Consider the following 26,792-nt stretch of genomic DNA (forward strand, 5'->3'; position numbering starts at 1 on the left):
TATATCCATAACCACTGTCTATCAGAGTACTTTTAATTGGCGGTTTCACGCCAGTGAATCATGCGATCATTGCCATGAAATATGCCAAAAGTGGCTACCGAAGTTGGATTTTCCGTGTAAGGCCCATCAAAATTAGAGTCGAAGTCGCTCCAGTCGAACTGCAGCCAGGTTGGTGCTTCGTATTCTATTTGTATCTCGCCTTTGTTATTGATCCCTGGTGCCGAAAGGGTGAACTCCCCTCGTCCAGATTGGAAAACACCGTCTCCTGATGCGCTACTGGTCGCAGGTGCTAAGTTTATATCCGTTATGTTGACATCGTTTGCAGCATCATAACGAGTAAAATAATCATCACTACTGATTACAAACCGACTTCCATCCCAATACTCAATTTTCATCGGAATGTTTAAAGACGATGTTTCTGGGCCATAGTTATTCTCAAGAACCCAACGACCAAAACGAATTTCTTGGCCGTATGGAAGTAATTCGTGAACGCCATTACTCGCATCGCCGTCCGAGTCTTTGGCTACAATCCCATCATTATCAACTATGGATGCGACTTTTAAACTTAACGCACTGGTAAAGGGTTCGATTAGTGAATTTTGGTTGCGCAGATACACAAAATTATCCGTTGAGTTAAACCGGTAAGTCAGCACGCCACTGGTTTCCGTTATCGTTGCAGAATTCAAGACGGCGCTAACAGCAACATGATTGCTGGCGTCGGCACCAATTTGGTTTGAGTCTTCTGTAGGCGTAGTCCTAACAACATTTGATTCATCTAATTTTATGAAATCACCAGTGTAGTTCAATGTTGTATTGCCATCTAAAGATTTGGCGGTAATAGTGAATTCAGGCTCAGTGCCGTAACTTATTTGGCCTGAGGAAGGGCTTAAAATGTTCATCTGTCCAGCATAAACAAAAGGATCGCCACCCGATAGAAAACCATCTAATACCGTTTCCAAATCAAAATATGCAGGCGTAAATCGGCCAATACTTGCACTGGTTGCGGCGGCTATGGTTTTCCCAAAATAGCCATTAACCGGTGGTGTGGCTGTTATGCTAAAAACGCCTACTTCAGAGATAGTTTGATTTGCTTCTACATGCTCACCATTGTCACCTGTCGCAATGTTTACACTAGCGACACCCAATGATACTGAGGCGCCGGTCAGAGGGGCAATGGTATCGACTGAAAGAGGGATGTTATCCATTTCAAAGTTGGGAGTAATGGTTCCATCAGAACAGGCTGCCGCCACTGATAGGTTAAACGCTTCTCCAGCTTGTTTAAACACACTGCAGTTGGCATCGTTAGTTGTGCATTGGGCATTTGTATCTGGACTGGCAACTATGAGTTTGGCAGGACTGACTATGGTGGTGACAGTCGAAGAGGCTAATCCATTTCCGCTTGCATCATTCACTTCTATACTAATTTTACCCGCGTCTTGATATTCAAAACTGAGCACTGCAGTGCCGGTTTCATCAAAGTTAATGATTCTATTTTGCGGCACGGAAGCGGCGGCCATATCAGTAGAGTCAAGGGTTGGCACTTTGCTACCCGTGGTTGGGTTGGCATAATTAAAAATCAAATCTAACGCCAAATCACCATTTTCCGCGGCAGTACAAACGGTACTAGTGTCGTCCAGTTTGACGGCTTGAATGGTCAAGTTAGTTGTACTGCAAGCCGTATGGTCTTCTAAGGTCAGCAGATAACCTCCGCTAGCGAAATCAATGTCACAATCTGGAATACATTCAGGATCATAAAGCGCGGGGATCTCGGGGGTGGCAGATAATGTGACGGTTTCCGCTGTTGTATGACTCAGCTCAACCGTTAGGCTTTCACCACTTGGAATGGTGACTGGGTTATTACTCCAAGTCGATGGATCACCAGTGGCTGCAAGGGTAACCAACACGTCATTTTGTACTAAATCAGTACAATCTAGGTTAGCGCAGGCTTTAAGCGTTAAAGACTCAGCACTGCAAGTTAAGCCACTTCCATCATGCTCTATTTCAATATGATGCAAAGGAACTGTGCATGAGTGAGTTGCCGCCATTAAGCTTGATATTTCAGTGGCACTCATTGCGATAGGTCTTACAGCGACTTCGTCGATAGCACCATGAAAAACGCTTTTTTGGTTTTCCGATGAATATAAATTACCAATATAAAAATCGCCTGAGGTGTTGGGTATTACGCTACTAGACTCTGAAAACGTGCCATCAAGATTTCCATTCACATAGAGTTTGACCCGTTCAGATTCGTCTTGTGTGCCATCAAATACTATTGCTATGTGATACCAGGTATCCGCCGCGAAGCTGGTGTTTGATTGAAACCTGTCATCTGAACCATCAATATCAACCTGAAGTCTATTGCCCCCTGAGTTGGTAAAAAATGCGCCATAAGCAACTTCATCTATGCCATCGGGGCCTTTTGAAAAGATCCCTCTGGAATCTGTGCCATTAGTTTGATTAAAGCTACTGGCTTTTATCCAAGCAGAGAGGGTCATGGTTGACAGTTCATCTAAATTGTCACCACCGCTACTAACAATATAATCATCAATACCATCGAACTCACCATATCCACAGGTACCAGGATCGCCTTCTAGGGCGGGGTTCAGTGCTGAAGTTGTAGGATCTTCACCAACACCATAACCAACGGAAACTGCATCATAACCGCTGTTAGTGCTATCTCTAACCTCATTAGCCGTGCCGTTCCAACTGGGCTCATCCATGCGCCACTGGGCGTTTTTGCAAATTCCTTCATTTAACCTGAAGTCGGTGGCTCTGATATAAGATGAGCTACCATAGTTATTAAGACTGTGGAAACGTAGAATATTCGTGGTTATTGGATCGAAATCGAAGCTTTGTAAAACGCTAGTATTTTCCGCCGTAAATATATAGCTGGGGGTAATAGCGTTGCCCAATAATTTGAAATCAGCGATACCGCTATAGCTGGAATCCCCATGATTTTTAATGGTAACTAAACGTACACCAATTACATCTGTCACTTCATCTTCTTCATCCAATACTATGGTTTGCGTCGCTGCCGTCATAGGTACGCTAAAGGTATTTGAGGGGGTGACCGACTCTCCAATCACCTCAAATTCACGTAGACCGATGTAGGATGAACTTCCATGATTGTTTATGGTGATCAATTTAACTGCGGTCACATCCTCCGGAACGTCTAGTTCTTCCAATTCAAAGGTTTCACCGTCAGCATGTTTAGCAGCGCTAAAGGTTTTTGTTCGGGTAACTGAGTTACCGATGAGTTCAAACTCTCTGGCTCCGACATAAGTTGCATCCCCGTGGTTATTGATGGTTACGAGTTTTACGTCGGTGACATCAATCGGTAAATTAGCGGGATCAAGGGTGAACGTCTGAACACTATTGTTCATGGCAGCAGTGAAGGTTTTACTTGGAGCGACAGATAAGCCACGGATTTCAAATTCACGGGCACCAATATAGGTAGGATCACCATGATTACTTATGGTGATGATTTTTACATGGGTGACGTCTACGGGAACGTCTTCGCTATCAAATGTAAAAGTCTCACCATCGCCATGCATTGCAGCTTTGAAAGTTTTATTCTCAGTTACCGAAGGGCCTAACAATTGCAATTCTTGAGCACCAATATAAGTGCCATCACCATGGTTCGATATTGTGCGCAGACGCACATCAGTGACATTGTCGAATTGATAGGCAGCATCGATACTGAAACTCTCTCCATCACCATTCATAGCCGCTGTGTACGTATATGTAGGCCCCACGGAATCACCTGAGAAAGTCAACTCTTTGGCTCCGATATAGGAGGAATGACCATGGTTAGTCAGTGTGCGTATGCGGGTAGCTGTTACATTGCTATAAGCACCTACAGACCATGTTTGTAGCTCTATACCCATATCGGCAGTAAATGTGGTTCCACCATCAGGGGCGTTGACAGTTTGCCAGGGACCACTAGCGATTTGAATATCAAGCTCAAAGGTTTGTATTGATATGTTATTGCCGTAATTAACTAATGAAAAAGTATCGAAATTAATACTATCTCCATTAGTTCCGTCATTGTTGGTATCAAAAGTAAAGGCAAAGGTATTATCTTGTTTAGAAGACAGCCATTGATTACTTTGATCACCATCGAACAAATTTTTAGCAGCATAAGACGTCGAATTATATTCACTATCTACGGTTGTTAAACTGCCACCGTTGTGGCTCAAAGAGAAGTTATAATTAGGCTCATTAGCAGATGAACCTGCAACTGGAATTTTTGTCCACACTGGATTTGACTGGGTTTTCACTTCAATTTGAAAGTGTTTAATTGAAATATCATTCACCCCGTAATTAACTAAGTTAAAGCTCTCAAGTTTGAACTTGTCTTGTGCACCAGCTAAATTACCGTCCTCATCAATATCAAACTGAAAATCTAAGGTATTATTTTCTTTGCTGCTTAACCATGGGGTGGTTAAATCGCCGTCGAGTAGGTTAGCCCCAGCATAGCTAGTTGAATTATATTGACTATCAATGTCGACCAAGGTGCCCCCTTGGTGAGACAAGGCAAAGTTATAGTTGGCTTCGCCGATTACAGCACCAGGTACACTTAGTTTTTGCCAGCTTGGATTTGCCGCTGTTTTAACTGCAATCTGAAACTGATAGATGGCTCGGTCATCAGTCCCATAGTTTTGTAAATAAAAACTCTCGAAAGTAAATTGATCTGCGACTGTGGCAACTGCTCCATCTCCGTCAGCATCAAATTGAAATTCAAAGAAATTATTGGTTTTGTTGCTAAGCCAAAAAGAGTTGTCATCGCCGTCATGCATATTTGCCGCAGCCCATGATGTGCTGTTGAGTTCACCATCGAAACTGGTTAATGTGCCGCCTTGATAGGATAAGGCAAAATTATAGTCAGCCTCTCCACTAGTGGAACCTGGAACAGTAATCTTCTGCCATTCAGTGTTTGATGCGGTTTTAACTGAAACTTGAAACTGATTTATAGAACGATCATCATTTCCATAGTTTCGTAGACGAAAACTTTCGAGGGTAAAATAGTCCGTAGGTGAGCCCATTACACCATCTTCGTCAACATCGAATTGAAAAGAAAGGGTATTATTGCCTTGGGGGCTTAGCCATCGAGTATTCTGATCGCCATCGTGAATATTAGCCGCGCTCCAACTATTGGTGTTTAATTCACTATCGACTTCAACTAAGGTACCGCCATGATGAGATAATGCAAAATTAAAATTGCTATCTCCAATTGCCGACCCTGGTACATGCAGCTTTTGCCAACTTGGATCAGCAAGGGTTTGCACCGCTATTTGAAATTGTTTAACAGAGCGGTCGTTATCCCCGTAGTTTTTAATGTAAATTTTGTCAAAATTAAACAGGTCATCACTGTCGCCTTCGGCACCTGTTGTGCCGTCATTGTCTGGGTCAAAAGTGAGTTCAATGGTATTGTTGCCATCGTTACTTAGCCACAGGGAATTGTCATCACCATCAAGTATATTTTCTGCCGCCCATGTGGTGGAATTGTATTCGCTATCGACGTTACCCAAGATCCCACCATCTTGTATACGTGAGTAAATGTAGTCTTCATCACCGGCCACAGAGCCGGGAACTTCAAGCTTGTCCCAAATTACCCCATCAGTTGTATATTCAATTTGGAACTGTTTTATGGATCGATCATCGTTACCGTAGTTGGTAATCTGGATTTCACTAATAGGAATGGAATTGCCAACATTTCCGTTCCAGTCGGTATCAAAATTGAATTCAATAGTGTTATTTGATTTAGACGTTAACCACCTCGACTTAGTACTGCCATCATTGATATTGCTCGCTGCATAAGTCGTACTATTATATTCGCTGTCTACTGATACTATACGAGCACCTTGTGCCCAACTTAAATAATCTATTTTGTTAGTGGGGTTTTCTTCAGCTATAACCGGGCGCCATCCCTCTGTACCAGAATCTGCACTCAGGGTACTATCTGAACTGGTCAGTAGAATAAATTGCTTTAACGAAGTTGAATCTTTACCGTAATTGAACAGTTCAAATTCATCTACACAAAGGGCTTCGTTGTTGTCATTTAGTTGAAAATTGATATCGTTATTGAGTTTGCCAGATAACCAATGAGTATTAGATTCTCCGTCTAGTAGATTGCTGGCGGCCCAGGTGGTGCTGTTATATTCTGTCTCCACTAAGGTAATTGTAGAGGGTTGCAGTACTTCTGCTGATAAACAGGTAGCTGGCAGAGCCGCAAGTAAAGCAGCAGCCTGTACCCTGGAGGAAGTGAAAATGGGCTTTTTGAAAATTTGCATTAAAACAAAGTCTTTATTAACGTTAGTAACGACACACAGATAGTAACCCAGCTATAATGTAATTGTAATATTAGGAACTAGACATGCGTATAAATATGCTCTTTATCTTGTCACTTGTCAGCATAACGGCATGTAATCCCGCTCCTACTGAGTTAAACAAGGAAAAAAGCCCAGAAGAGTTGCTCGAGGAGCAACAAGCACAGGATCAAGCATTGGAGCTAGAAGCTGAGCAAAAACTACTGAAAGACTCGCAGGTTGCAAATGATCTAGTACAGTCAGCTCTCGAAGAGAGTGCTGAGTTGGAAATGCAGCAATCGGAAGGAGAGTTAATGGCAATAGCGGCTGAAAAGCAGCGATTGGCGGAACAACAGCTAATTGAAACAGCGAATAAACAAACAAAGGAGCTAGATACATTGCTGCAACAAGATGAACAACAATAGAAGGCGCAACTAGCCTTCTATTGAATATTTCAACTTCTATTCTAAGCTCACATTATCTAACACAAATTCGTATTCTCCAAGGGTAGGGCCTGCTACAAATGCAAAGCCGGATACTTGGGTATGGTCCAAACCTTTAAAGCCTGATAACGGCAAGCGAATGTGCTGCCATTGGGGACTCACTTCAAAGTTCTGAGAAGGCGGAATATTGGCAGAGGTGGCCGAAAACGACATAACTCGATAGTTTCCCTTAGAGCCTTTTACATCAAATGTAATATGGGTGTATGCGGCTATATCTGCAGCACTAATGGGAGGTGAAAAATCACCAATTACTGCTCCCGCCCAGGGATATGGAAAACCAGCTTCGACAGTCGAGACAACTCGCAAGGCGGCGCTACCATCAACCCCTATATTGCCTACTCGTGTGATTGTTGCTGTGGAGTTGCCATTGGCATAACCATCATGAGTTTGAGTCCAGTTAAACCCTTCGTTTGGTTGCAAACTGTCTTGAGTTTCGAAATCTCCTAACATTGGATTTTCAATGGCAACCCCTTGCTGGCTTTGAGGCAAATCTTGTTGTACTAGATAGCCATTTTTCAATACATGTTTCAGATTGAAAATAGTATCGATATCGAGACTAGGATCCCCTTCAATGACTACCATATCAGCCCGTTTACCTACTGCAATTACACCGCGATCTTCGAGGCTAAACTGTGTGGCGGTAGTGCCTGTAGCTGCCGCCAACGCTTCCGCATTAGTTAATCCGGATTCAGTCAGTAAGATGATCTCATGGTATGCACTTACTCCGTATGCGGTACCCGGATTAGGCGCATCTGAACCTGCTAGTATTGTTACACCAGCTTGATGGAATAAACTGACATTTTGTTTGGCAATGGCGAAATCGAAGCCACTGGCGGCATGACTAAAACTAACTTGTAAGGTCTCCTTTTGCGCAGCCGAAAGTGCGCCAGATATGCGTTCATCGGCTAATAATTCGCTATTGCGATTTTGCTGATTCACCGATGCAATGACCCCCAACGTTGGAATAATAAAAACATCTTTTTCAGCGGCTATTGCCAACAGGTCGCTAGTGACCACTTGGTCAGCAAAAATATGCACTAATCCGTCAATATCACCCTCAATTAGATCTTTAGCTGCGCTAAAACTGGAAATATGCGCCAATACTTTTAGCCCTTGTAAATGACCTTGTTTTATCACTTCCAGGGCGGTTGCTTTGTCTAAACTAGGCATGTATTGCTGATTAGGCATATACACGAGTTTGATATAGTCAGCGCCCGCTTGTTTCCGCCTTGTCACCCAAGCCGCAACCCCGTCTATATTCTGAATTGTATCAATGGCGAAGCCATATTGTGTACCATGGCCTCCATCAACCGTAGCCAGAGTACCAGAGCTAAATAAATCGGCTTTATCGGTCTGTTGTAAATTCTGTCGTTGCTGAACACTTTCTAATAAGCCCATTTCATTGGTAAACATATCTAAATGGGTGGTGACACCAAAACGTAACGCATCTTGGAGAGCATTCCCATAAGAATGGGTATGGGCATCGATTATGCCGGGTAATACGGTCAGGTTTTGTCCTTCTATCACACGAATATCGCCAAGATGCTGGATATCAATTGATTTTGATATGTCTGCAATCAGCCCCTCTTTAACTAAGACATTGGTGTTTTCGATGAACTCTGTGCCATCAAATAATCTAATATTTTTGAATAACAACGTATTGGTCAAAGCCGATGTATTATCTGCTTGTTGATTTTCACTGTCAGCATTGGCGCTGTCTCTATTAGTGGGTAATATAAAAACCAGCGTAATCAACATTGTGATAACTACTGCACTAACAATACTAAATATATATTTAATCATGGTAACTGCTTCCCTTTAATACATTAATGACTACGTTGCTTTGACCAGGCTAGGGTGGTCAATAACAACAAAATAATACTCATAAGACCGACAATCATTAGGTGATAAACAACGTCTCTTTCTCCACTGGCCCCTAAAATAAACAGAGCGATTTCACTTAGATGGAAAGTCGGTAAAAAATGCGCAAATGTTTGCATGCTTTGTGGAAATAACATCATTGGTATCCACAAGCCGCCGAGGGCAGCTAAAGCCAAAAAGATGACATTGGAAATGGCGATTGCAGCGTTTCCTGAGCAACTAAAGCCAATAATTAGGCCAATCAATATAAATGGAAAGGTCGCTAGTACATGTGAAACTAACATCATCGCCCAAGTGCTTTGGGGTAACGCAACACCTGCCCCAAAACCTGCAACTAAGTATATGATAATTAGTGATATACTTGAGAAGAGAAGGGTGCTGAAAACTTTAGCTCCAATATAGCTAAACCCTTGACTAGGCGCTGCTAATTTCAAATCTAACCAGCCTTTATCACGTTCGTTGGCAACGCTTATTCCAAAGCCAAATATCGCAGGTCCCATTACCGCAAACACGCCGTAGGTGGCGAGTAAGTGAGCCGAGTTGTTACTGCTTCCCGGCAGCAAGATGGCAAATAGCGAGTAAAATGCCACCGGCATGCCCAATGTGGGAAATATAAATTCAGGTGCCCGGAAAGCTTTTAATAGTTCAGCGCCAGTTTCTAACACGAATGATTGCCAAATTCTGTTCATGACTGCTCTCCTTGACTTAAGGTGCTAAAAACATCTTCTAATTTAGGTTGAGCCACAGTGAGATCCGACAGTAGCGGATCGAGCTGCAACATTTCACTAAGTGACTGATTGACATTGTCGCTGCGTATTTCCGTATACCTTCCAGTATTCATTACTGAACTTACGCCTGCTATATTTTGTAATACATCTTTTGAAATTTGGGTTTCGCAGCGGATAACTGAGCCCGTGGTTTGCTTCTTAATATCATTAGGTGAAGCATCAGCGACAATTACACCTGAGTTCATAATCATTATCCGATCGGCCAAATTCTCCGCTTCCTCTAGATAATGAGTGGTTAGGACTATGGTTTTACCTTGGTTGGCAAATTGTCGGATAATAGCCCAGAGATTCCGTCTGGCTTCAATATCCAAACCTGTTGTGGGCTCGTCTAAAAAGGTAAGTTGTGGATTGCCGACTATGGCTAAAGCAAATTGAGCTCGCCTTTTTTGGCCTCCGGATAGATTTTTATAGCGTTTATCTGCGAAAGCTTGAAGTTCGCACATCTGAATGGTTTGATTGACGGAAAATGGCCTGGGATAGTAACTGGCAAATAAGGTGATTTGTTCACGTACAGTCAGTAAATCGGGTAAATCAGAGTCCTGAAGTATCACCCCAATTTGGCGTTTTGCCTGCAGGCTACCTGGCTGGTATCCCATTATCTGTAAACTACCGGAAGACATTTTTTCTAACCCCAGAGCACATTTTATCAGTGAGGTTTTACCTGCCCCGTTTTGCCCAAGAATGGCAAATACGCCTGCACCTTGAAGGTTGATGTTGACGCCTTTTATGGCTGCCACTTTACCGTATGACTTTGTTAAATCTTTCGCTATGAGTATGGGAGGGGAGTGATCCATTTTTACTTCCTACAAAAACAAAATAGTCAGCAAACTTTATCGAGTTTGCTGACCTAAACAAGTGACAAAAGTCACGTTTTTGTTTTGAAGTGATAAAAAAGAACTTAAAATTTAGTTTGCAGGTAACTGCTTTTGTAAGAATTTCAGCATATTACCGCCCATTACTTTAGCAATGCTTTGTTTGGAAACATTTTTTTGTAGCAGAGCGCGGGTGATAACACTTAATTCACTGCTATCAAAGCTGGTGGTCACGCCACCATCAAAGTCAGAGCCTAGGGAAATATGATCTTCTCCCACCAATTTTAAGCCATAAATAATCGCGTCGGCCACATCATTCGGCGTAATTTTACATATAGCCCCATCCCAATATCCCACTGCTATTAGGCCACCTTTATCTGCAATTTGTTGCATCAAGCTGTCATCTATATTGCGCTTCGACTGGCAATGCCCGTTAAACCCTGTGTGACTGATGACCAAAGGAGCTTGACTGATCGCCAAGACATCTTTAACCGTTTGCTCTGATGAATGTGAAACATCGACAATAATATCCAGTGCTTGCATCTTTTCCACCGCTTGACGGCCAAATTCGGACAGTCCGGTTTGACTGGTGCCATGCAGTGAGCCGCCCAGTTTATTATCAAAAAAGTGCTGTAAACTCATCATTCTAAAGCCTTTATCGTACAACACCTGAATGTTTTCGAGCTTGCCATCTAACGCGTGAGAACCTTCAGTGCCGAGTAAGCCTGCTACTAATTTGGGGGTACTTTCACGCTTCGTTAAAAAGTCTGCCAAAGAAGACTGTGAGGTAACAATCATCAAATCGTCAGGATGTTGCTGGGCTAGTTGGTTAAGTTTATCTGCCTGATGAATTGCCCTAGCTGTTAAACTCGTCCATGTCGCCATTGGCCAGCCCTGCACTAGGGATAATTTAGTAATGCTGTCAGGCGCATCCGTGGCATTTTCTTCGTAATTGAGCCCCTCGGGAGATTTGGTCACAGTGGTGAACATTTGCAGCGCAACATTGCCTTTTTGCAACCGTGGAATGTCAACATGACCTAATTCAGCTTGCTCAGCAATATCCCTGTCCCAAAGAAGCGTATCGGCGTGCCAATCACCCACAATCAGCGAATTGTGGAACGCTAAGGTAGTTTCATCGACATTATTGCTTTGTCCTCGTTGAACCTGATTCATTTGTCCTTCTATTACACTGGGGACAAAAGTTCGAACGCCTACGTAAGCTATTACTACAACGGCTGCTAGGGCAACAACAATCCGTGTTTTTTTCATAAGTACTCCAGGTTGGGTAACAAAGGTTAAAGTGAATATGGGCTACTTTTGAAACGCTTTTTGCAAATAAGCGTTAAATGCAGGCGTAGCCTCAGCACGTGCTTGAGCAATAACTTTAGCTTCGGGCATCTCATTTAATTTGGCAAGTAATTCTTTAGCACCAGGTGCTTCCGCTAACAAATCAATCGCAAATAACTTGGCCGCGACTTTAGCAGCAAGATCGGCAGAATATAGAAATACGATATCAGCTGCGCTAATTTGCTCACCGCCAATATACGGAGAAAAAGACGCTGCTCTTGAAATAGCCTGGATACCATTTAGCAATGCGCGTTTAACTTCTTTTTTAGTGATATCTTCACCTGGAACGCCCCAAAATGCTTCGGCATGACAGCGTCTGGCGGGCAACTCCATATAGAGTTCAATCATTTTAACCAGCTCTTTAACTCTGGCTTTTTGGAAAGGTTCTTTGGGATACAACGCAATGCCCGGGTAGTTTTCATCTAAATATTCCAGAATCACATTGGTTTCAACTAACACACCTTCATTGGTCTCCAGTGCGGGGACTTTACCTGTGGGAGAAATGGCCAAATACTCAGGTGTTTGATTAGGGTAGGTGATCACATCCTCGCAATCAATTTGTTTCAGAGCAGCCGCCATTTTTACCATATTGAAATAATTACTAACGGCAAATCCATATAACTTAAGCATAAAATTCTCCAAGCATTTAATCGACATTCCTAATGTGCTGCTTTGTGTATAAAGACGCAACATTTGAATACTTATAGTTGTGAATAAGACCTGAAAATTACCTGATGAACTTTTCTTAAATTACTGTTTTTTATTGTTAAATTAGTGTTCCTTTCATTTTTTTGTAGTAAAACCTTATTCAAAATGTCATTGAAATTAAACCCTACTGTCATGAGTTCCTAGCACTCTAGCGCCCGAAAATTAAACATAAAAAGGGAATCATGGTGCGCAACAATAAACTATTACCATTTCAATATTCGAGCCTTGGAATGCTCGTGGCTGCAGCCTTATATGCCCAACATTCCTTTGCCCAGGAAAACGTCCAAGAAGAAGCTGAAATAGAAGAAATCAGTGTTATCGGAAAAAGTGTTTCTTATGCTAATAATCAAACTTCTGAGACGATGTTATTGCAGCAAAGCTCGCTTACCAGTGTTTTATCTGTTATCGATAATTTACCTGGTGTGTTAATTAATGAAGGTGATACTTTTGGAACAGATGATTGGTCAACCACTGTTTCCATTCGTGGTTTTCAGTTAAGCCAAGATGAACAACAAATAGGTATTACGGTTGACGGCATTGCCAACGGTAATTCCAACTATGGTGGTGGTGCTAAAGCGAACCGCTATATCGATACTGAAAATCTTTCTACTGTTGAAGTATCTCAAGGTACATCTGATATTGCATCTCGCTCTAATGAAGCATTAGGCGGCACTTTAAATTTCGTCACTATTGATCCCGGTGCCGAAGAGCAAATGATTTTTAGCACTACTTTAGGTGATTTCGATGCGCAAAAAATGTTTGTGCGATATGAAACTGGCGAAATTGCTAAAGACACTTATGCATGGTTTAGTGTTTCAAGTTCCAGCAATACCGATTGGGTTAATCAATCTGCGGAAAATACCCGCGACCACATTGCCGCAAAAATCGTCAGCAGTTATGGCGACACCGATTTAACCGCATATTTTTCTTGGGATGATGCCCATGAAGACAACTACCAAAGGGTAAGTTTGGATCAATTCGTACAAAATCCTGATTGGGATCGCTTAACGTCTGAATGGACAGGTATTCCTTATGTTGATCAACTGTATCGTAAAGGATGGTCAACACTACGGGAAAATCGCTTTGCTTATATTGAATTAGAACATGAGTTTGGTTCTGTGGTTGTCAATGCAAATGCCTACTACCACTACAATGAAGGTCGTGGTGATTGGATCCCACAATACGTTGTTGATGTGGAAGCTGATGGTACCAGTCAGCCAAATTCTGAGTTGGTTTCTGGTAATACTGTAGAAGGTGGCAGTGCACTATCGCAAATCTTTTTTGTGGATGCCAGCGGTGTTGCTTTATCACCCACTGATGGATGTGTGAGTTCAATCACTTTCCCGTATGGTGGAGCTGGCGCTGAATATGATCCTGCATGTTATGCATCTGGTGCATTGCCTGTTAGTTCTTATCGCCATACTCATTATGAAAAAGAGCGTATTGGCTTTAATGCTGATTTTTCTTGGATTGCACAAATAAATGATATGCAAAATAACCTTCGTGGCGGAATTTGGTATGAAGATTATGATCGCAACGAGTCTCGGGACTGGCATAAAGTAATCGACTCAAGAACCGGTTACGAATACGACAATACGCCTTACTGGGTGCAATATGACCGTTCTTTCCCCGTTGAAACAACCATGATGTATTTGGAAAATATACTTGAGGGTGACATGTTCACCGCACGTTTTGGTGTAAAACAATTTTATGTTGATTTAGAACGTAGCGACAACTTTGGCGAGACCGAAAACGTAAGTATTTCATCAGACTCAGATGTATTGTTGAGCGGTGGCTTAGTGGTTCAAACCGGTCTTGACGGGTTAGAAGTGTTTGCGGGTTATGCAGAAAACTTTGCAGCGATTAAAGATACAGTGCTAGAACGTGATTCGTCTCAGTTAGGAGATATCTCTCCTGAAACCGCAGAAAATCTTGATTTAGGTGTTCGATATACTGGCGACATTGTGACCGCTAGTTTGACTTATTATTCGATTAAGTTCGAAAACAGACTAACTTTTATTGCACCTGATTCACCAGAAGGGATCGATTTCTTAATCGGTACCAATGGCGGTTATGTAAACGTGGGGGGCATCGATTCAAGCGGTATTGAGGCAAGTATCAATATTCAAGTGCATGATAACTTGAGCGTTTACGGTTCATTTACTAAAAATGATTCTGAATATACCGATGGTTCAATTGATTACCCTGTTGGCAATACGGTATTTGGTTCAGCTGAACACATGGCGGTTATTTCTGTAGATTGGAATAGAAATAATTACATCGCAGGATTATCTACAAAATGGGTCGATGAGCGTTTTATCGACGCGGCGAATACGCAAGTTGCTGATGCTTATTTAGTTTCTGATTTTTATGCTGGTGTAATAATAGATGATCTGGGCGAAAGTGTGGATTCTATTGAGCTTCGCCTTACCGTAAACAATATGTTCGATGAGAGCTATTTAGGTGGTATTTCTGGTCAATCGGCCTGGATTGGAGCTCCGCGCACCGCTGCGTTTAACGCTATGGTGAAATTCTAATTTAAAACTGCTTTATGTGTGACCCTGTGTCTTTGGGCTGCGTTTGCAGCCCTTTTTTTATGGAGAAATTACATGCAACGCCCCCTGTTGATGATTTTATGCTTATCTACTTTACTGGCAAGTTCGTTGGCCCGTAGTGCTGAAAACCTTATTCTAATATCTCTTGATGGGGTTCGCTGGCAGGATGTGTATCGAGGTTATGACCCCAAGTTGTACAGCCAACATATTAATCCTGCTATTAAACAGCGCCAACTTGACCAGTTTGGCGGCTCTTCTGCAAATGAAAAAAGAGCGAAGCTGATGCCGTTCCTTTGGTCAACAATTGCAAACAATGGACTACTGCTGGGCAATCGAGATATCGATTCTGCCATGACGGTTAGCAATTCCATGTGGTTTTCATACCCTGGATATAACGAGCTTTTAACCGGTAAAGCGGACTCTAGGATTCGAGATAATGCTGCTAATAACAACAAAAATGTGACGTTTTTGGAATGGCTGAATCAACAGGCAATGTATCAACAAAAGGTTGCTGTATTTGGTAGTTGGGATGTATTTCCGGCCATCATTAATCGGCAACGAAGTGGCTTGCCAATCAATGCCGGTTTTGAATCGGCACAATGGCAAAACCTGTCAGAAAGAACTGAGTGGCTTAACCATTTGCAACAAAACATCCCGAGTCCTTGGCATAACGTACGCTTAGATGCTTTTACAGTGGGATTCGCTGAGGAATATGTTAGTCAATTTAAACCCAAAGTATTGTATTTGGCATTAGGTGAAACTGATGATTTTGCACACAATGGCAGTTATTGGCAATATGCCGATGCACTGCATCGTGCTGACAGCTTAATTGCTGGTTTATGGCAAAAGCTACAAAGTATGCCCGAATACGCAGGAAAAACTAACCTCATCATTACCACTGATCACGGACGGGGAAAAACATTGAAAAGCTGGCCACACCATGGCAGCCCTGAAGCGGTAAAAGGTTATATTAATGCAGGCTCTGAGTTCAAAGATGGCATAGTGGGTTCAAACGAAATTTGGTTCGCGGCTATGGGGCCTGACGTAAAGCAAATGTTGGCAAAGGATCAACCATTAGGAGAGCAAAAAAATACACAAACATTTAGTTTGGACCAAGTTGCCGCTACTGCCCTTAGTTTGTTGAATATTAAGTCTGAACAATTTAATGATGACATTGGTAAAGCTATTGAGGTAAACCCGCAATGAAAATCTATATTTATACTGTTTGCTTCATTTTACTATTGAACTCCCATGGTTTTGTCTTCGCCCAGCAAGCAACGACTAAACCTATGACCAAGATTTTATTTGGTTCTTGTGTGCATCAAGATAAACCACAACCTATTTGGGCATCAATTAATCAACAACAACCAGATCTGTTTATGCTGTTGGGCGACAATATTTACGGTGATACAGAAGATATGCAGGTGTTGGCGGAAAAATACCAAAAACAAGCTAATGTCTCAGGCTTTAAACAATTGCGTGAAACCACACCAGTGATAGGGATCTGGGATGACCATGATTTTGGTGTAAACGATGGTGGAGTTGAGTATCCTCAAAAGGAAGTCTCCAAACAACTTATGTTAGATTATTTTAAAGAGCCTGCTGACAGCCAAAGACGCAGGCGCAAAGACGGCGCTTATACAGCCTATATATACGGGCCGCCAGGACAGCAAGTACAAGTGATATTATTGGATTTGCGCTGGAATCGCAGTGCACTTCATGCAGTATCGAAAACTCAATATGAAAAAATTAAATCGCCTAATAATTTAGGCCCTTACGAACCTGATCCTTCTGGTAAGGGCATGATCTTAGGTGAGGCTCAGTGGCAGTGGTTAGAAGAACAATTAAAACAGCCAGCTGATTTACGTATTTTGGTGTCTAGTATCCAGTTCATCTCTGAATTTACTGGCTGGGAAAGCTGGGCTAACTTTCCCCAAGAGCGTGAACGCATGCTAGCCTTATTTGATGAGTTGAATATTCATAACTTGTTTGCGATTAGCGGTGATACACATTGGGGGGAGTTATCAGCAGATAAAACCGCAAAAGGGCAATCCATATGGGAGCTGACTTCTTCAGGTTTAACGGAAAGCTGGCACCAAATCAGTCCTAATGAGCACCGACAAGGCGAAGCATTCATTGATGCAAACTTTGGACAAATTGATATTCAGTGGCCTAACGCAAATGATACAAAAAATGAAATTAAGGTCAGCTTGAGTCTCAAAGACACTCAAGGTGACTTATTATTACAACAACATCTAGTGTTTTAAAACAGGTTGGCTGGGCACCTTATTATGTGTTTTTGAGCATGCTGTTAATCCTGAGTTTCTTTTGCCATACTGCATTTACAAACCATTAAAGGTGCGAATAATTAATGTGCGGTAGGTACGCGAATCATATTGGAGCCATGCATGGCTGGGCAGATATTTTATCTGACTGGCCTGCTCAGGCTGAATTGGGTTTTAACATAGCGCCTACTCAAATGGCGCCAATAATTACACCTGATGGATGTGAAGTATTTCGCTGGGGCTTATTACCTAGTTGGGTGAAAACTGCCAATACTGAATTTTCTACCTTCAATGCCCGTCTTAAAACCTTGAGTGAAAAGCCTTCATTTCGACATGCTTGGGAGACCGGTCAACGCTGTATTGTACCTGCATTGGGCTATTACGAATGGCGCCAAGAAAATGGACACAAACAAGCCTACTTTGTGTGTCGTAAAGATGGTAATCCAATTCTATTCGGTGGTTTATATGAATCCCCACGAATAGATGCCCCTGGTTCGTTTACTATCATAACCCGTCCTTCAGAAGGTGAACTAAAGCCCCTTCATCACGCTATGCCACTGATGTTTGATGAGAAGCTTGCGACGCAATGGTTTGTGGCAGAGCAACAGCAAAGTGAGGAAATTGCGTGGCTGCCCTATGCTGATGACTACCGTTACTACCCGGTTTCAAGCAAAGTCAATAAAGCCAGCAATCAAGGAGCGGAACTGATCCAAGAAACGGAACCTGAAAGCCAAATCCAACAAGGTTTTGGCTTTTAATTAAACTCATTTAAAGATTAACCGAGGCGACCATCAGGTCTTGGGCTGGTCAAAATCTTCCAGTAGCCTAGAACATATAGCAAATAGGCAAATACCCATAAAATTGCGGCGACTACATATAAATTAGCGCTGGTGAACTCTTGCAAGTATTCAACACTCACGCGGCTGATCCCCGCCAATATAATCATCATAAATGCAAATGTCATAGTTCTCCTGGGCTGCAGCGGCCGGCCTGTATGGCCCAAGGATATTCTTGCGATCATCGCCAAGATGAGTGAACTTATGGCACCAGCAGTTAAACCGTGGAGTGCGGTTGATGGGGAAATATTGCCACCGGCAAAATGCATAGCAAACAAAGCTAAACTAGCGGGTACAAACCAGTAGGCTAAATGTAATGACCAAACCAAAGGAGCGCCGAAGGTTACCTGAGGACGCCAGCGTAATGCTCGAATAGTATGGCACACAGCTGCAAGTCCAAATATAACTGCCATAACCATTTTGGGTAAATAACTGGATAAGTTGGTTAGAAATAACAAAGCTAAGATTAATGTTAATCCAATCACTATTTTTTCCAGCCATTCTAGATTGGCAACCTTTTTGGTATTAGTACCATTGGCTGTGAACATGGGAAAAATGCGCCCCGCAATGATGCTAATGATAAGGGTGATTGTCATTACCGTAGTGTAGGTTCCCCACCTATAATATTCAGGCTGCTGAGCCAATACCGACCAATGAGTAAGAAGGTTCCCCATCACCAACAGTGCGAGTATAGGAACAAATATCAGGTTTCGATATTGTTTTACTTTGAGGACTAATTTTGCCATAAAAACGGCAGCTAATAGTAAAAAGCTTGCGTCAATAATAGCGGTCAACCACTGAATGGGTAACGGGTTAAAAACAATCAATAAGCGACCAGCTAACCACAATGAGAACAGTACAATTAATGAACTTCCATGAGTTGCCCGTAACCCAGTCCAATTTTGCACTGCAGTTAGCAAAAAACCGACTATGATGGCCGAGACAAAGCCAAATAGCATTTCATGACCATGCCAAAAATACATGCCACCGTATGGGGAAAATGAAACCTTTCCAGTTAACCATAGTGCCCAGGTTGCCATACTCAAAATAGCAAAAATACTGCCCATCAAAAATAAAGGTCTGAATGCTTGCCTCCAAATGGCTGGTATGGCGTGTTCAGTTTTTGGCTCAGAAATATTCATGTTAGTCGTAAACCCTTTAAGGTACTTATAATATGTATCTTTTATAAGGTGCATATTAAAAGTATTATATAGTAGTGTCAATTGTGAGCAATTTTTCCTCCGTTTTTAGGTAAGCAAACATGCAACTAACTCGATATACAGATTATGGATTACGTACACTTATTTATTTAGCTTTGCTACCTGCTGGACGCAAAGCAAGTATTGACGAAATTAGTCGAACCTATGATATTTCTCGAAATAACCTAAATAAAATTGTGCATCAGTTGGGTAAAGCAAAGATTATCCAAACCCAAAGAGGAAAAGGTGGCGGTGTATTTTTAAATCTGCCTCCAGAGCAAATTAATATTGGTGAAATAGTTCTGCTGTTAGAAAACTCTATGCAGGTTGTCGAGTGCAATAAGCCTCCGTGTTGTATCTCTCCCGCCTGCAAATTAAAAAACGTATTTTCCGAAGCCACTCAAGCCTTTGTTACTAGTTTGCGGAGTTATTATTTAAGCGATCTTTTAGTACCAGAACAAAGAAATTTATTGAAAATATTTTCTCAGTAAACAACAGTTTAGGGTTTATCTTAAGCTGACCAAAGGGCTTTTTTTGACATTGACAAATAGTGATCTAAGCTAATTTATGAGGCTTAGACTCGTCACGTTTCTAGACTTACTAAAAAGGACTTTTATGAAATTTTATCCTTACTATCAACTCACAACAAAAAACTTGAGCTCATTATTACTGACGGTTCGTTTGCTCGGCTTTATTGGCAACCTCGCGTTGATTGCTTCCGTTGGTCTACTTGTTTTTAGTATTTTTGCGGGTCCACAAACCTTTGCAGGTGATCCCAGTGGTCTGATTGTTTCCATGAAAACGCCTGGTTACCGTGGTGTGGTTTGGGCCATGAGTGGTGCTAGCTTTGTAGTTGGTGTGCTTTGTTTAATTTCAAGTGGTTTGTGCGCTGCCATAGTGTCCTGGGAATATCAAAAAACCAAAGAATAACCCCTTTAATTTTACTGACTTAGTCCCATCTATACTTTATCTGGATTAGAAATGAAGATTGCTAAATGGAGTTACTTAGTGAGCTAGGGAGCTATCGCAAAGAAATTATTGGGCTGTTCGCGCTACTGTTATTTCCAATACTTATCATTGCCTTAAGCAAACTAATAATGTGGGCAAAATCTAACTCCAAGGGGGCCTTTGTTTTTTTAGCCGTATTCCCACTTATTTCTTTATTTCCTATCCCACCTTCGGCAACAGAAAGTTTAGATAAACAAAAGCGTGAACAAATAAAACGAAATGAAGAATCTGGCGATCCACCTGATGTTGACGATGTGAAAGTAGATAATTAAAGACTAAATAAATGAGTGTTTTTTCTATAAGACTCTCTACGACGTGAATCAAGCTGCTTCGTCAGCATGCTGTTAGGGATTTTATTGCTATCAGTTTGATATGAATCAATGAGGTGCTAAATGTGGGATGAAAGATACACGGACAAAGATTATGCTTATGGCAAACAACCGAATAGCTTCTTAGCCGAGCATTTCCCGGTCATACCCAAAGGCAAGGTATTGAGTCTTGCTGAAGGTGAAGGACGAAATGCCGTGTTTCTAGCAAAACAAGGGTATGCTGTGACGGCGGTAGATGCCTCTGCTGTGGGGTTGGAAAAAGCCGAGCTGTTGGCTAAAGAGAATGGTGTGGAAATTGAACTTATTCACGCTGACTTGGCCGAATTTAATATCCATGAGGGAGTATGGGATGGGGTTCTTTCTATTTTCTGCCCTTTACCGCCTGAATTGCGAAGTCGTGTATACAAAAAGGCCGTAAATGGACTAAAAGCAGGTGGTGTATTTATGTTAGAGGCCTATACGCCTGAGCAATTGAAGCATGGAACTGGCGGCGGCAAATCTATCGATTCCATGACAAGCAAAGAATCCATACTCACAGATCTTGATGGATTGAACTTTAACCACTTAGAAGAGATTGAACGAGACGTGATCGAAGGAAAATATCACACCGGCAGAGGGGCCGTTATACAGGTAATCGCGACTAAGTAAGGTTGGCAGTTTACAACTAATTTGCGAACCATTTGCTGGCTGATGATAACTATTTCAAATAATTTGGAGACTATACACATGCAAGATCTTCCACATAATTACACCGTAGTTGCACAAGGCAATGCGTCTGGCAGCTTAACAGCTAAATGTGAAAACCTAGCCGATATACCCGTTGCACCGCCTTCATTGTTTGGTGGGCCGGGAGATAAATGGTCGCCGGAAGATCTTTTTATGGCGTCAATTGCGAATTGCTTTGTTTTGTCATTTAGAGCCATCGCCAGAGTTGGCAAGTTGCAATGGCATACCATTGAGTGTTCATCTCAGGGCGAATTGGACAAAGTTGATGGAACCATACAATTCACTAAGGTGATTTCAAAAATTAAATTGGTAATTCCAGCTACTGAAAATAAAGATAATGCAGAAAGGTTGCTGATTAAATCAGATGAAAAGTGCCTAATTCGTAACTCAATATCCTGCAGCACAAGTATTGAGTGCGAGATTGTGTATAGCGATGAATGATCTCCAATAGTAAATCAGTAAGTCTAAAATAAAGGCTTCCATTTTAGTGTTTGGAAAGAGTGTATGAAATTTTTGGTTTTTTTAGGTACGGTTCGCGATAGTACACCTCCTAAACCTGCTCGTCTTGGTGAACGAGTATCGAGAGCCTGTATTGAATGTTTAAACAGTCGCTACCCAGAGCACGATTTCGAATTAGTGGATGCGCTAGACTACCCCTTGGAAGGGGTTTTCAAACCCCAGTTTGCTTACCCGAGAAGTAAAGCCCCTGCTAAGCTGAATGAACTGGCTGATAAAATCGAATCTTGTAATGGTTATATCATGGTTAGCCCTGAATATAATCATTCTATGAGTCCGGCATTAGCTAATTTGCTTAATCACTTTGGTAGTTCTTTATTTTCTTATAAACCCAGTGCCATAGTGACATACTCAGCAGGGCAATGGGGGGGAATGCGGGCTGCTGTAGGTATGCGAACCTTTCTTTCTGAGCTTGGTTGTTTGCCTGTCTCGGCAATGATCCATGTGCCCAAAGCCCAAGAGGTATTTGCAGCCGATGGTTCGCCCCTCGAGCATGAACAGCAATCCTCGTGGTTTAATTATTTTGCCCGTACTTTCAACCAATTAATTTGGTGGGCAGAAGCTGCCACAAAACACCAAAGTGCAGTGGACCCCCATAAAATGGTGAAGGATTTCAAAGCCAATCCATCGCAGCGAAATGCGCCTTGATTCGACTTAATCTGCAATTAATAATCGCTAACCTTGTTTTTTCTCGGGCACAAAACTGACAGGGGGCCAGTTTGTGCTTCAGGTTAACCTGTACATTTGAGCTGATTTAATAATATGGAAGACCAGGTTGATTGTTCTGCAAAACCATTCACCAGTCCGTCTGGATTTTCATCTGTGAGCTTTTTAACTCCGTGTTCTATCATATAATCTGGGGTGTATTCGGGCTTCCCAACTTTTTGGATAAAATTGCAGGCGAGTTGCATTGACTCAGGTGAATCAATGAATGCGGTTAATTTTTGTTGAAAGCTATCTTGCTCCAGGGCGGTGAGTGACCAAATTGAATGTTTCTGAATAATATTGATAGCTTGGTGAGATGTTTGATCAACCACTCTTTTTGAATCATAAATACCATACGCACTGGCTAACACGTAATTATAGATTGCTACGTCTTCTTTTCCTTGCAAAATACACTGCTTAATTGACGGGTATAAATCAACCGGGCTAATGGTGTTTTCAAGCGCGTCTATTTCAATACATATAGTGGCTAAGTTGGGGGCTAAATAAGCGGGTAAAACGTCTTCTTTTTCCGATTTTTCACTCGGCGTGCAAGATAAAATAGGCTCTTCTCTAAGTAACTTTACTTCCCATTCATCATCTAGGCTATTGTCATGCTGTGCCGTTACTACATATCTCATACACTCCTTTGCATCCAAAGGGAGCATACGTAATTCTGTCACTTTGCTTCTGACTTTTTTGGTGGTAGCCAAATTGATATAGTGGAAGCCGGGCTCAATATTTTCTACCTGTTTTCCAACTTCCATTTTTCCATCAATAGAGACAATGGTAACGTCATAGTTGTCTAAATCAGAAGCTTTGCTGCGGGTACCATCTATAATGGCGTAGGGTGTTGAGGCGCAACCACTTAATAATGTGAGGCCAACAAACAACCAGCACACTAAGCACTTTTTAAATTTCATTTTACTTCCCTATTCTTGTTAACTCTTCCTTATGATTAAAACCAAATATATCATTAACTATAGGGGGCAGGTCAAACATGGTGAGGGCTATCTAAGTGAGTATCTATTCATGTTTTAAGTCTTAAATTAATGAAATAGACTTCATCCTATTTAGTTTAATTTAGCCGCGTAAAAGGCTATAACTAAGGTAATCGAGATTAAAAGGCGGAAAATACAATGAATACATCATCGATGACGCAAAAAGAGTATAAAAGTATTTTGCGTGACCTGCAGATTCAATTAGTCAAACTCCAAAACCACATTATTCATAATAATTTGCGACTGTTGGTGATTTTTGAAGGCAGAGATTCAGCAGGCAAAGATGGAATTATCAAACGCATCACTGAGCATTTAAGTCCCCGAGATACGCGAGTGGTTGCCTTAGGGAAACCCTCAGATCGCGAAGCCAATTCATGGTACTTCCAACGTTATGTCAGTCACTTACCCAGTGCCCAAGAAATGGTATTGATGAATCGAAGTTGGTACAACCGCGCGGGAGTTGAACGAGTAATGGGATTTTGCAGCGAAGCTGAGTATCAACATTTTATGCAAATGGTAATTCAGTTTGAACGCATGCTTATTGAGTCTGGCATTCATATTGTGAAATACTATTTGGATATATCGAAACAAGAGCAAATTGCCCGTTTAGAAGATAGACGTACAAACCCATTAAAACAATGGAAAATTAGTCCAATCGACGAAGTCGCCATCGCCAAATGGAATGAATACAGCCAAGCGCGAAATGAAATGCTAAATCGCAGTCATAGCGACACTACGCCTTGGCATGTGGTAAGTGCCGATGATAAAAAACAAGCCAGAATAAACGTTATTCGCCATTTGTTATCAATTATCGACTACAAAAATAATCTAAATAAACACAATGCCGTTGACGAAAATGTGGTTTTTCAGTTTACTCCGCAAAACTTACACAATGGTAAAATTAGCAGTTAACAACAGTTTATTAATCAGCTTTTACTCGGGGATAAAGTCAATGCTCCCTTGGGGAAAGTGCAAGGTTATTTGTGCGCCATAGGCAAGGTTGTTGACATAAGGCGCCAAAATTTCAATTAGATTAGTCTGTTGGAAATGCTGAGTTTTTGTCTCGGGATGAGGGTAGTAAACCCAAGCATCATACTGTTGAGTCTGAAATTCAATTTGGCATGCAACAAAAGAAAAGGTTTCTGAATTAAACCCTGTTGCCCAAAGCACCTTTTCGAAGCAAAAAGTAGGGCGAAAAATGCGGAATTCAGTGATGGGGAGTCGTACATTTAAGGTGCCGTTAAAGCATAGGCTAAGATCTAAACCTAAGCGTCTAAAAAAAGGTTTCTGCATTTCAATCGTGCCGGCAGGATAGGGAGTATCAACGCCCCTTCCGGATGCTACTTGGTGTCCTTGTATCACTGTACCGACAAGTTGAATTGGTGCGGATGACATTGTACTTAACATTTCAACAAGGTTTTGTTGGCATGAATACCGACTATCAAGCCTGAGACATTAAACGCAATTTCAACGCTATCACCGGTTTTGAAATTACCGTTGATAAGATTCATTTGTTGTAATGTGTCGATTAATTGTTTCGATATCTTCACCAGTTCTTGATCACAAGTTCTCAATTCCCAGCCATTTTCAAATTGGGTGAGTATGGCAGATTTTTGATGATGGCTGGCCAGCAGCGCCTTTTGTTGTAGGTAATCTTGATAATGTTGCTGGTAACGTTGGCTAATTTGACGGTAATCCTGTGATGATTGTTCATCGATGTTGTGTATTTCTACCGACGTATAACGCAAGGTGTCCGGTGATTGGCGTAATTCGTAAGATTGCCATGCAACTAAGCCTAACAATAAAATTGTAGTTGTTGCAAAAGTCAGGTGTTGAAAATTGTAGAACCAACCATAGAGTTTCGATTTTGATTTGGTGCTTTGCATCAACTGACGTTTCATGCTTGCCGTTGCTTGAACCTTAGATTTTCGATGCTGATATAGGTCAGATATACGAGTCTCAAAGTGCTCTGCTTGTTTTGACGACCCTTGATCGTGTTCATGGGGCTTAGTCATGGTATTTCTCTAATTGGGTGCGAAGGGAATTCTTCGCATATCGAATTCGACTTTTTACTGTCTCTACACCACAGCCGGTTATATCGGCTATTTCCTGTAAACCAAATCCTTCTTGCTGTAAGCAAAAGCTTTCTCGCTGTTCAAAAGGCAGAGAGATTAAGGTTTTATCAAAAATGGTTTCAATGGGGTCAGAAAATTCAAAAGCTGTTTTTAGTTGATTTAGTGGTTTTTCTGGGAGGTGTTCCCAGCGATTTGTATGCCTAAATTCATCTACTAACATGTTCCTTGCGACCGTGAATAGCCACGCACTGAATCGCCCAGATTCCTTATATAAGTGAGGTTTTTCAAAAACCTTTAACCAGGTTCGTTGGCTGATGTCCTTTGCTAAATGGGCGTCTGATTGGGTGACTAAAAAATGGTAAAGGTCGTTGCCACAGTTATCATAAAGTTGTTCAAAAAGCTTTTTATCGCCGCTTTGGGCAAAGCGTGTTATTAGCCACTCATTTGAATGACTAATTGAGAACAATGTTTTAATCGCTAAAGTTATGCTCACGCAACATCCTTTCCGTCAGTGCAAAAAAGTTAGCTTTCTAATTTAAAGTCTAACACAACTTCTAAGCCTCTCTGCTCAGTGGGTTTACCATCCACTATTTGCGGTCTGTATTTCCACTTTTTTAACGCTTTTCGTGCTTCACGGTCGAAGGTCCGTTTGGGATGTGCGTCAATAATTTGAATATTTTGAACTGCCCCGGTGGCATCAATACTAAATTGTAATTTAACCCAGCCCTCAACGCCTTCTCTTGCTGCACTGGCAGGATATTTCGGAGAAATTCGCACCATAGGCGTGGTTTCAGCATCTTGAATCGTTAAAAATTGATTGTCTTGAGTGATTTCCTGAGCGGGGACCTCAATTTTAAAGCCTGCGGTTAGGTTGCTGTCATTAGGCTCAAATATTTCCTTTGGTTGAATTGTTTTTGGCATCAACTTAGGAGGTTCAATGGGTTTTATTTTGGTCTTTTCTATAGACTGGCTGTCTTGGGTGTTAAATATGGGATCAACAAACACGCCAGCCGTTGGCGTTGGGATGTAATTGGCATTTTGTGCGGTTAATTTTTGCATTATCACAAATAAGCTGAAGGTAATAATGGCAGCAGAACAAATAAAACCAGCTATTTTAAGGTGCGAGTAATTCGCTGTATATGGCATGACATTTTGCATAATGTTTCCTGTTAACTATTGGGTATAAGAACTGAACGAATCAGATCGAGTAACA

Annotated in this window: 24 protein-coding genes; 12 read left to right on the plus strand and 12 right to left on the minus strand. The window is 41.7% G+C overall.

The annotated features are described in order from the left end of the window. Positions 1 to 32: 32 nt before the first annotated feature. Entirely contained in the window at positions 33 to 6,293 is a 6,261-nt protein-coding gene (locus ACYVIL_RS04895; protein WP_460311769.1) for a DUF6701 domain-containing protein, read from the minus strand. Between the two features lie 83 nt (positions 6,294 to 6,376). Between ACYVIL_RS04895 and ACYVIL_RS04900 the strand changes: the two genes are divergently transcribed. Beyond that, positions 6,377 to 6,733 (plus strand): hypothetical protein, encoded by a 357-nt coding sequence (locus ACYVIL_RS04900; protein ID WP_460311770.1) that lies wholly within the window; start codon positions 6,377 to 6,379, stop codon positions 6,731 to 6,733. A 36-nt stretch (positions 6,734 to 6,769) separates the two neighbouring features. On the opposite strand, the gene ACYVIL_RS04905 is transcribed toward ACYVIL_RS04900, so the two are convergent. The 5 genes from ACYVIL_RS04905 to ACYVIL_RS04925 all read right to left on the minus strand — a co-directional run bounded on the left by ACYVIL_RS04905 (position 6,770) and on the right by ACYVIL_RS04925 (position 12,269). Then, on the minus strand, positions 6,770 to 8,614 hold the full coding sequence (locus tag ACYVIL_RS04905; protein ID WP_460311771.1) for an amidohydrolase family protein: 1,845 nt from the start codon (positions 8,612 to 8,614) through the stop codon (positions 6,770 to 6,772). Between the two features lie 23 nt (positions 8,615 to 8,637). Then, positions 8,638 to 9,381 carry an ABC transporter permease gene (locus tag ACYVIL_RS04910; protein ID WP_460311772.1) on the minus strand — a complete coding sequence of 248 codons (744 nt, stop codon included), beginning with the start codon at positions 9,379 to 9,381 and terminating at the stop codon, positions 8,638 to 8,640. Continuing rightward, positions 9,378 to 10,274, minus strand: coding sequence for an ABC transporter ATP-binding protein (locus ACYVIL_RS04915; RefSeq protein ID WP_460311773.1), 897 nt, complete (start codon positions 10,272 to 10,274; stop codon positions 9,378 to 9,380). The genes ACYVIL_RS04910 and ACYVIL_RS04915 overlap by 4 nt, the downstream gene beginning before the upstream one ends. Before the next feature lie 111 nt (positions 10,275 to 10,385). Beyond that, positions 10,386 to 11,561 carry a dipeptidase gene (locus tag ACYVIL_RS04920; RefSeq protein WP_460311774.1) on the minus strand — a complete coding sequence of 392 codons (1,176 nt, stop codon included), beginning with the start codon at positions 11,559 to 11,561 and terminating at the stop codon, positions 10,386 to 10,388. 42 nt (positions 11,562 to 11,603) lie between these two features. Continuing rightward, positions 11,604 to 12,269: a glutathione S-transferase family protein gene (locus tag ACYVIL_RS04925; protein ID WP_303475333.1), complete on the minus strand. Its 666-nt coding sequence runs from the start codon at positions 12,267 to 12,269 to the stop codon at positions 11,604 to 11,606. Positions 12,270 to 12,529: 260 nt separating this feature from the next. On the opposite strand from ACYVIL_RS04925, the gene ACYVIL_RS04930 reads away from it, so the two are divergent. The 4 genes from ACYVIL_RS04930 (at position 12,530) to ACYVIL_RS04945 (ending at position 17,945) form a co-directional block, all read left to right on the plus strand. After that, the gene (locus ACYVIL_RS04930) at positions 12,530 to 14,884 is read left to right on the plus strand and encodes a TonB-dependent receptor domain-containing protein (protein ID WP_460311775.1); all 2,355 of its coding nucleotides are present in this window, start codon (positions 12,530 to 12,532) and stop codon (positions 14,882 to 14,884) included. A 72-nt stretch (positions 14,885 to 14,956) separates the two neighbouring features. Then, positions 14,957 to 16,108 (plus strand): alkaline phosphatase family protein, encoded by a 1,152-nt coding sequence (locus ACYVIL_RS04935; RefSeq protein ID WP_460311776.1) that lies wholly within the window; start codon positions 14,957 to 14,959, stop codon positions 16,106 to 16,108. Next, a complete protein-coding gene (locus tag ACYVIL_RS04940; protein WP_460311777.1) occupies positions 16,105 to 17,169 on the plus strand; it encodes an alkaline phosphatase D family protein in 1,065 nt (354 codons plus the stop codon). The genes ACYVIL_RS04935 and ACYVIL_RS04940 overlap by 4 nt, the downstream gene beginning before the upstream one ends. 104 nt (positions 17,170 to 17,273) lie before the next feature. After that, the gene (locus ACYVIL_RS04945; protein ID WP_303475337.1) at positions 17,274 to 17,945 is read left to right on the plus strand and encodes an SOS response-associated peptidase; all 672 of its coding nucleotides are present in this window, start codon (positions 17,274 to 17,276) and stop codon (positions 17,943 to 17,945) included. A 17-nt stretch (positions 17,946 to 17,962) separates the two neighbouring features. Here the strand turns inward: ACYVIL_RS04945 and ACYVIL_RS04950 are convergent, their stop codons facing one another. Further along, a complete protein-coding gene (locus tag ACYVIL_RS04950; protein WP_460311778.1) occupies positions 17,963 to 19,165 on the minus strand; it encodes an NnrS family protein in 1,203 nt (400 codons plus the stop codon). A gap of 119 nt (positions 19,166 to 19,284) precedes the next feature. Here ACYVIL_RS04950 and ACYVIL_RS04955 point away from each other — a divergent pair, with 119 nt between their 5' ends. The 6 genes from ACYVIL_RS04955 (at position 19,285) to ACYVIL_RS04980 (ending at position 22,449) form a co-directional block, all read left to right on the plus strand. Continuing rightward, positions 19,285 to 19,713 (plus strand): Rrf2 family transcriptional regulator, encoded by a 429-nt coding sequence (locus ACYVIL_RS04955; protein ID WP_460311779.1) that lies wholly within the window; start codon positions 19,285 to 19,287, stop codon positions 19,711 to 19,713. 124 nt (positions 19,714 to 19,837) lie between these two features. Beyond that, complete coding sequence (locus tag ACYVIL_RS04960; RefSeq protein WP_460311780.1) at positions 19,838 to 20,152, plus strand: hypothetical protein; 315 nt, start codon at positions 19,838 to 19,840, stop codon at positions 20,150 to 20,152. A 65-nt stretch (positions 20,153 to 20,217) separates the two neighbouring features. Continuing rightward, complete coding sequence (locus ACYVIL_RS04965; protein ID WP_303475343.1) at positions 20,218 to 20,502, plus strand: hypothetical protein; 285 nt, start codon at positions 20,218 to 20,220, stop codon at positions 20,500 to 20,502. Between the two features lie 120 nt (positions 20,503 to 20,622). Continuing rightward, entirely contained in the window at positions 20,623 to 21,207 is a 585-nt protein-coding gene (locus tag ACYVIL_RS04970) for an SAM-dependent methyltransferase (protein ID WP_460311781.1), read from the plus strand. A 78-nt stretch (positions 21,208 to 21,285) separates the two neighbouring features. Then, positions 21,286 to 21,726, plus strand: coding sequence for an OsmC family protein (locus ACYVIL_RS04975; RefSeq protein WP_303475345.1), 441 nt, complete (start codon positions 21,286 to 21,288; stop codon positions 21,724 to 21,726). Positions 21,727 to 21,789: 63 nt separating this feature from the next. Continuing rightward, on the plus strand, positions 21,790 to 22,449 hold the full coding sequence (locus ACYVIL_RS04980; RefSeq protein ID WP_460311782.1) for an NADPH-dependent FMN reductase: 660 nt from the start codon (positions 21,790 to 21,792) through the stop codon (positions 22,447 to 22,449). Positions 22,450 to 22,532: 83 nt separating this feature from the next. On the opposite strand, the gene ACYVIL_RS04985 is transcribed toward ACYVIL_RS04980, so the two are convergent. Next, on the minus strand, positions 22,533 to 23,426 hold the full coding sequence (locus ACYVIL_RS04985; RefSeq protein WP_460311783.1) for a hypothetical protein: 894 nt from the start codon (positions 23,424 to 23,426) through the stop codon (positions 22,533 to 22,535). Between the two features lie 216 nt (positions 23,427 to 23,642). Between ACYVIL_RS04985 and ppk2 the strand changes: the two genes are divergently transcribed. Continuing rightward, complete coding sequence (ppk2, locus tag ACYVIL_RS04990) at positions 23,643 to 24,416, plus strand: polyphosphate kinase 2 (protein WP_303475349.1); 774 nt, start codon at positions 23,643 to 23,645, stop codon at positions 24,414 to 24,416. A 21-nt stretch (positions 24,417 to 24,437) separates the two neighbouring features. Here ppk2 and ACYVIL_RS04995 read toward each other — a convergent pair whose 3' ends face one another. Genes ACYVIL_RS04995 through ACYVIL_RS05010 form a run of 4 tightly spaced genes read right to left on the minus strand, consistent with a single transcriptional unit; the run spans position 24,438 to position 26,737 of the window. Continuing rightward, a complete protein-coding gene (locus tag ACYVIL_RS04995) occupies positions 24,438 to 24,899 on the minus strand; it encodes a hypothetical protein (RefSeq protein WP_460311784.1) in 462 nt (153 codons plus the stop codon). A gap of 5 nt (positions 24,900 to 24,904) precedes the next feature. Continuing rightward, positions 24,905 to 25,519, minus strand: coding sequence for a hypothetical protein (locus tag ACYVIL_RS05000; RefSeq protein WP_460311785.1), 615 nt, complete (start codon positions 25,517 to 25,519; stop codon positions 24,905 to 24,907). Further along, positions 25,512 to 26,072, minus strand: coding sequence for an RNA polymerase sigma factor (locus tag ACYVIL_RS05005; protein WP_303475354.1), 561 nt, complete (start codon positions 26,070 to 26,072; stop codon positions 25,512 to 25,514). Before ACYVIL_RS05005 ends, ACYVIL_RS05000 begins: the two co-directional genes overlap by 8 nt. Before the next feature lie 29 nt (positions 26,073 to 26,101). After that, positions 26,102 to 26,737, minus strand: coding sequence for a TonB family protein (locus ACYVIL_RS05010; protein ID WP_460311786.1), 636 nt, complete (start codon positions 26,735 to 26,737; stop codon positions 26,102 to 26,104). Between the last annotated feature and the right edge of the window lie 55 nt (positions 26,738 to 26,792).

It is taken from the genome of Aliiglaciecola aliphaticivorans (assembly GCF_054782055.1).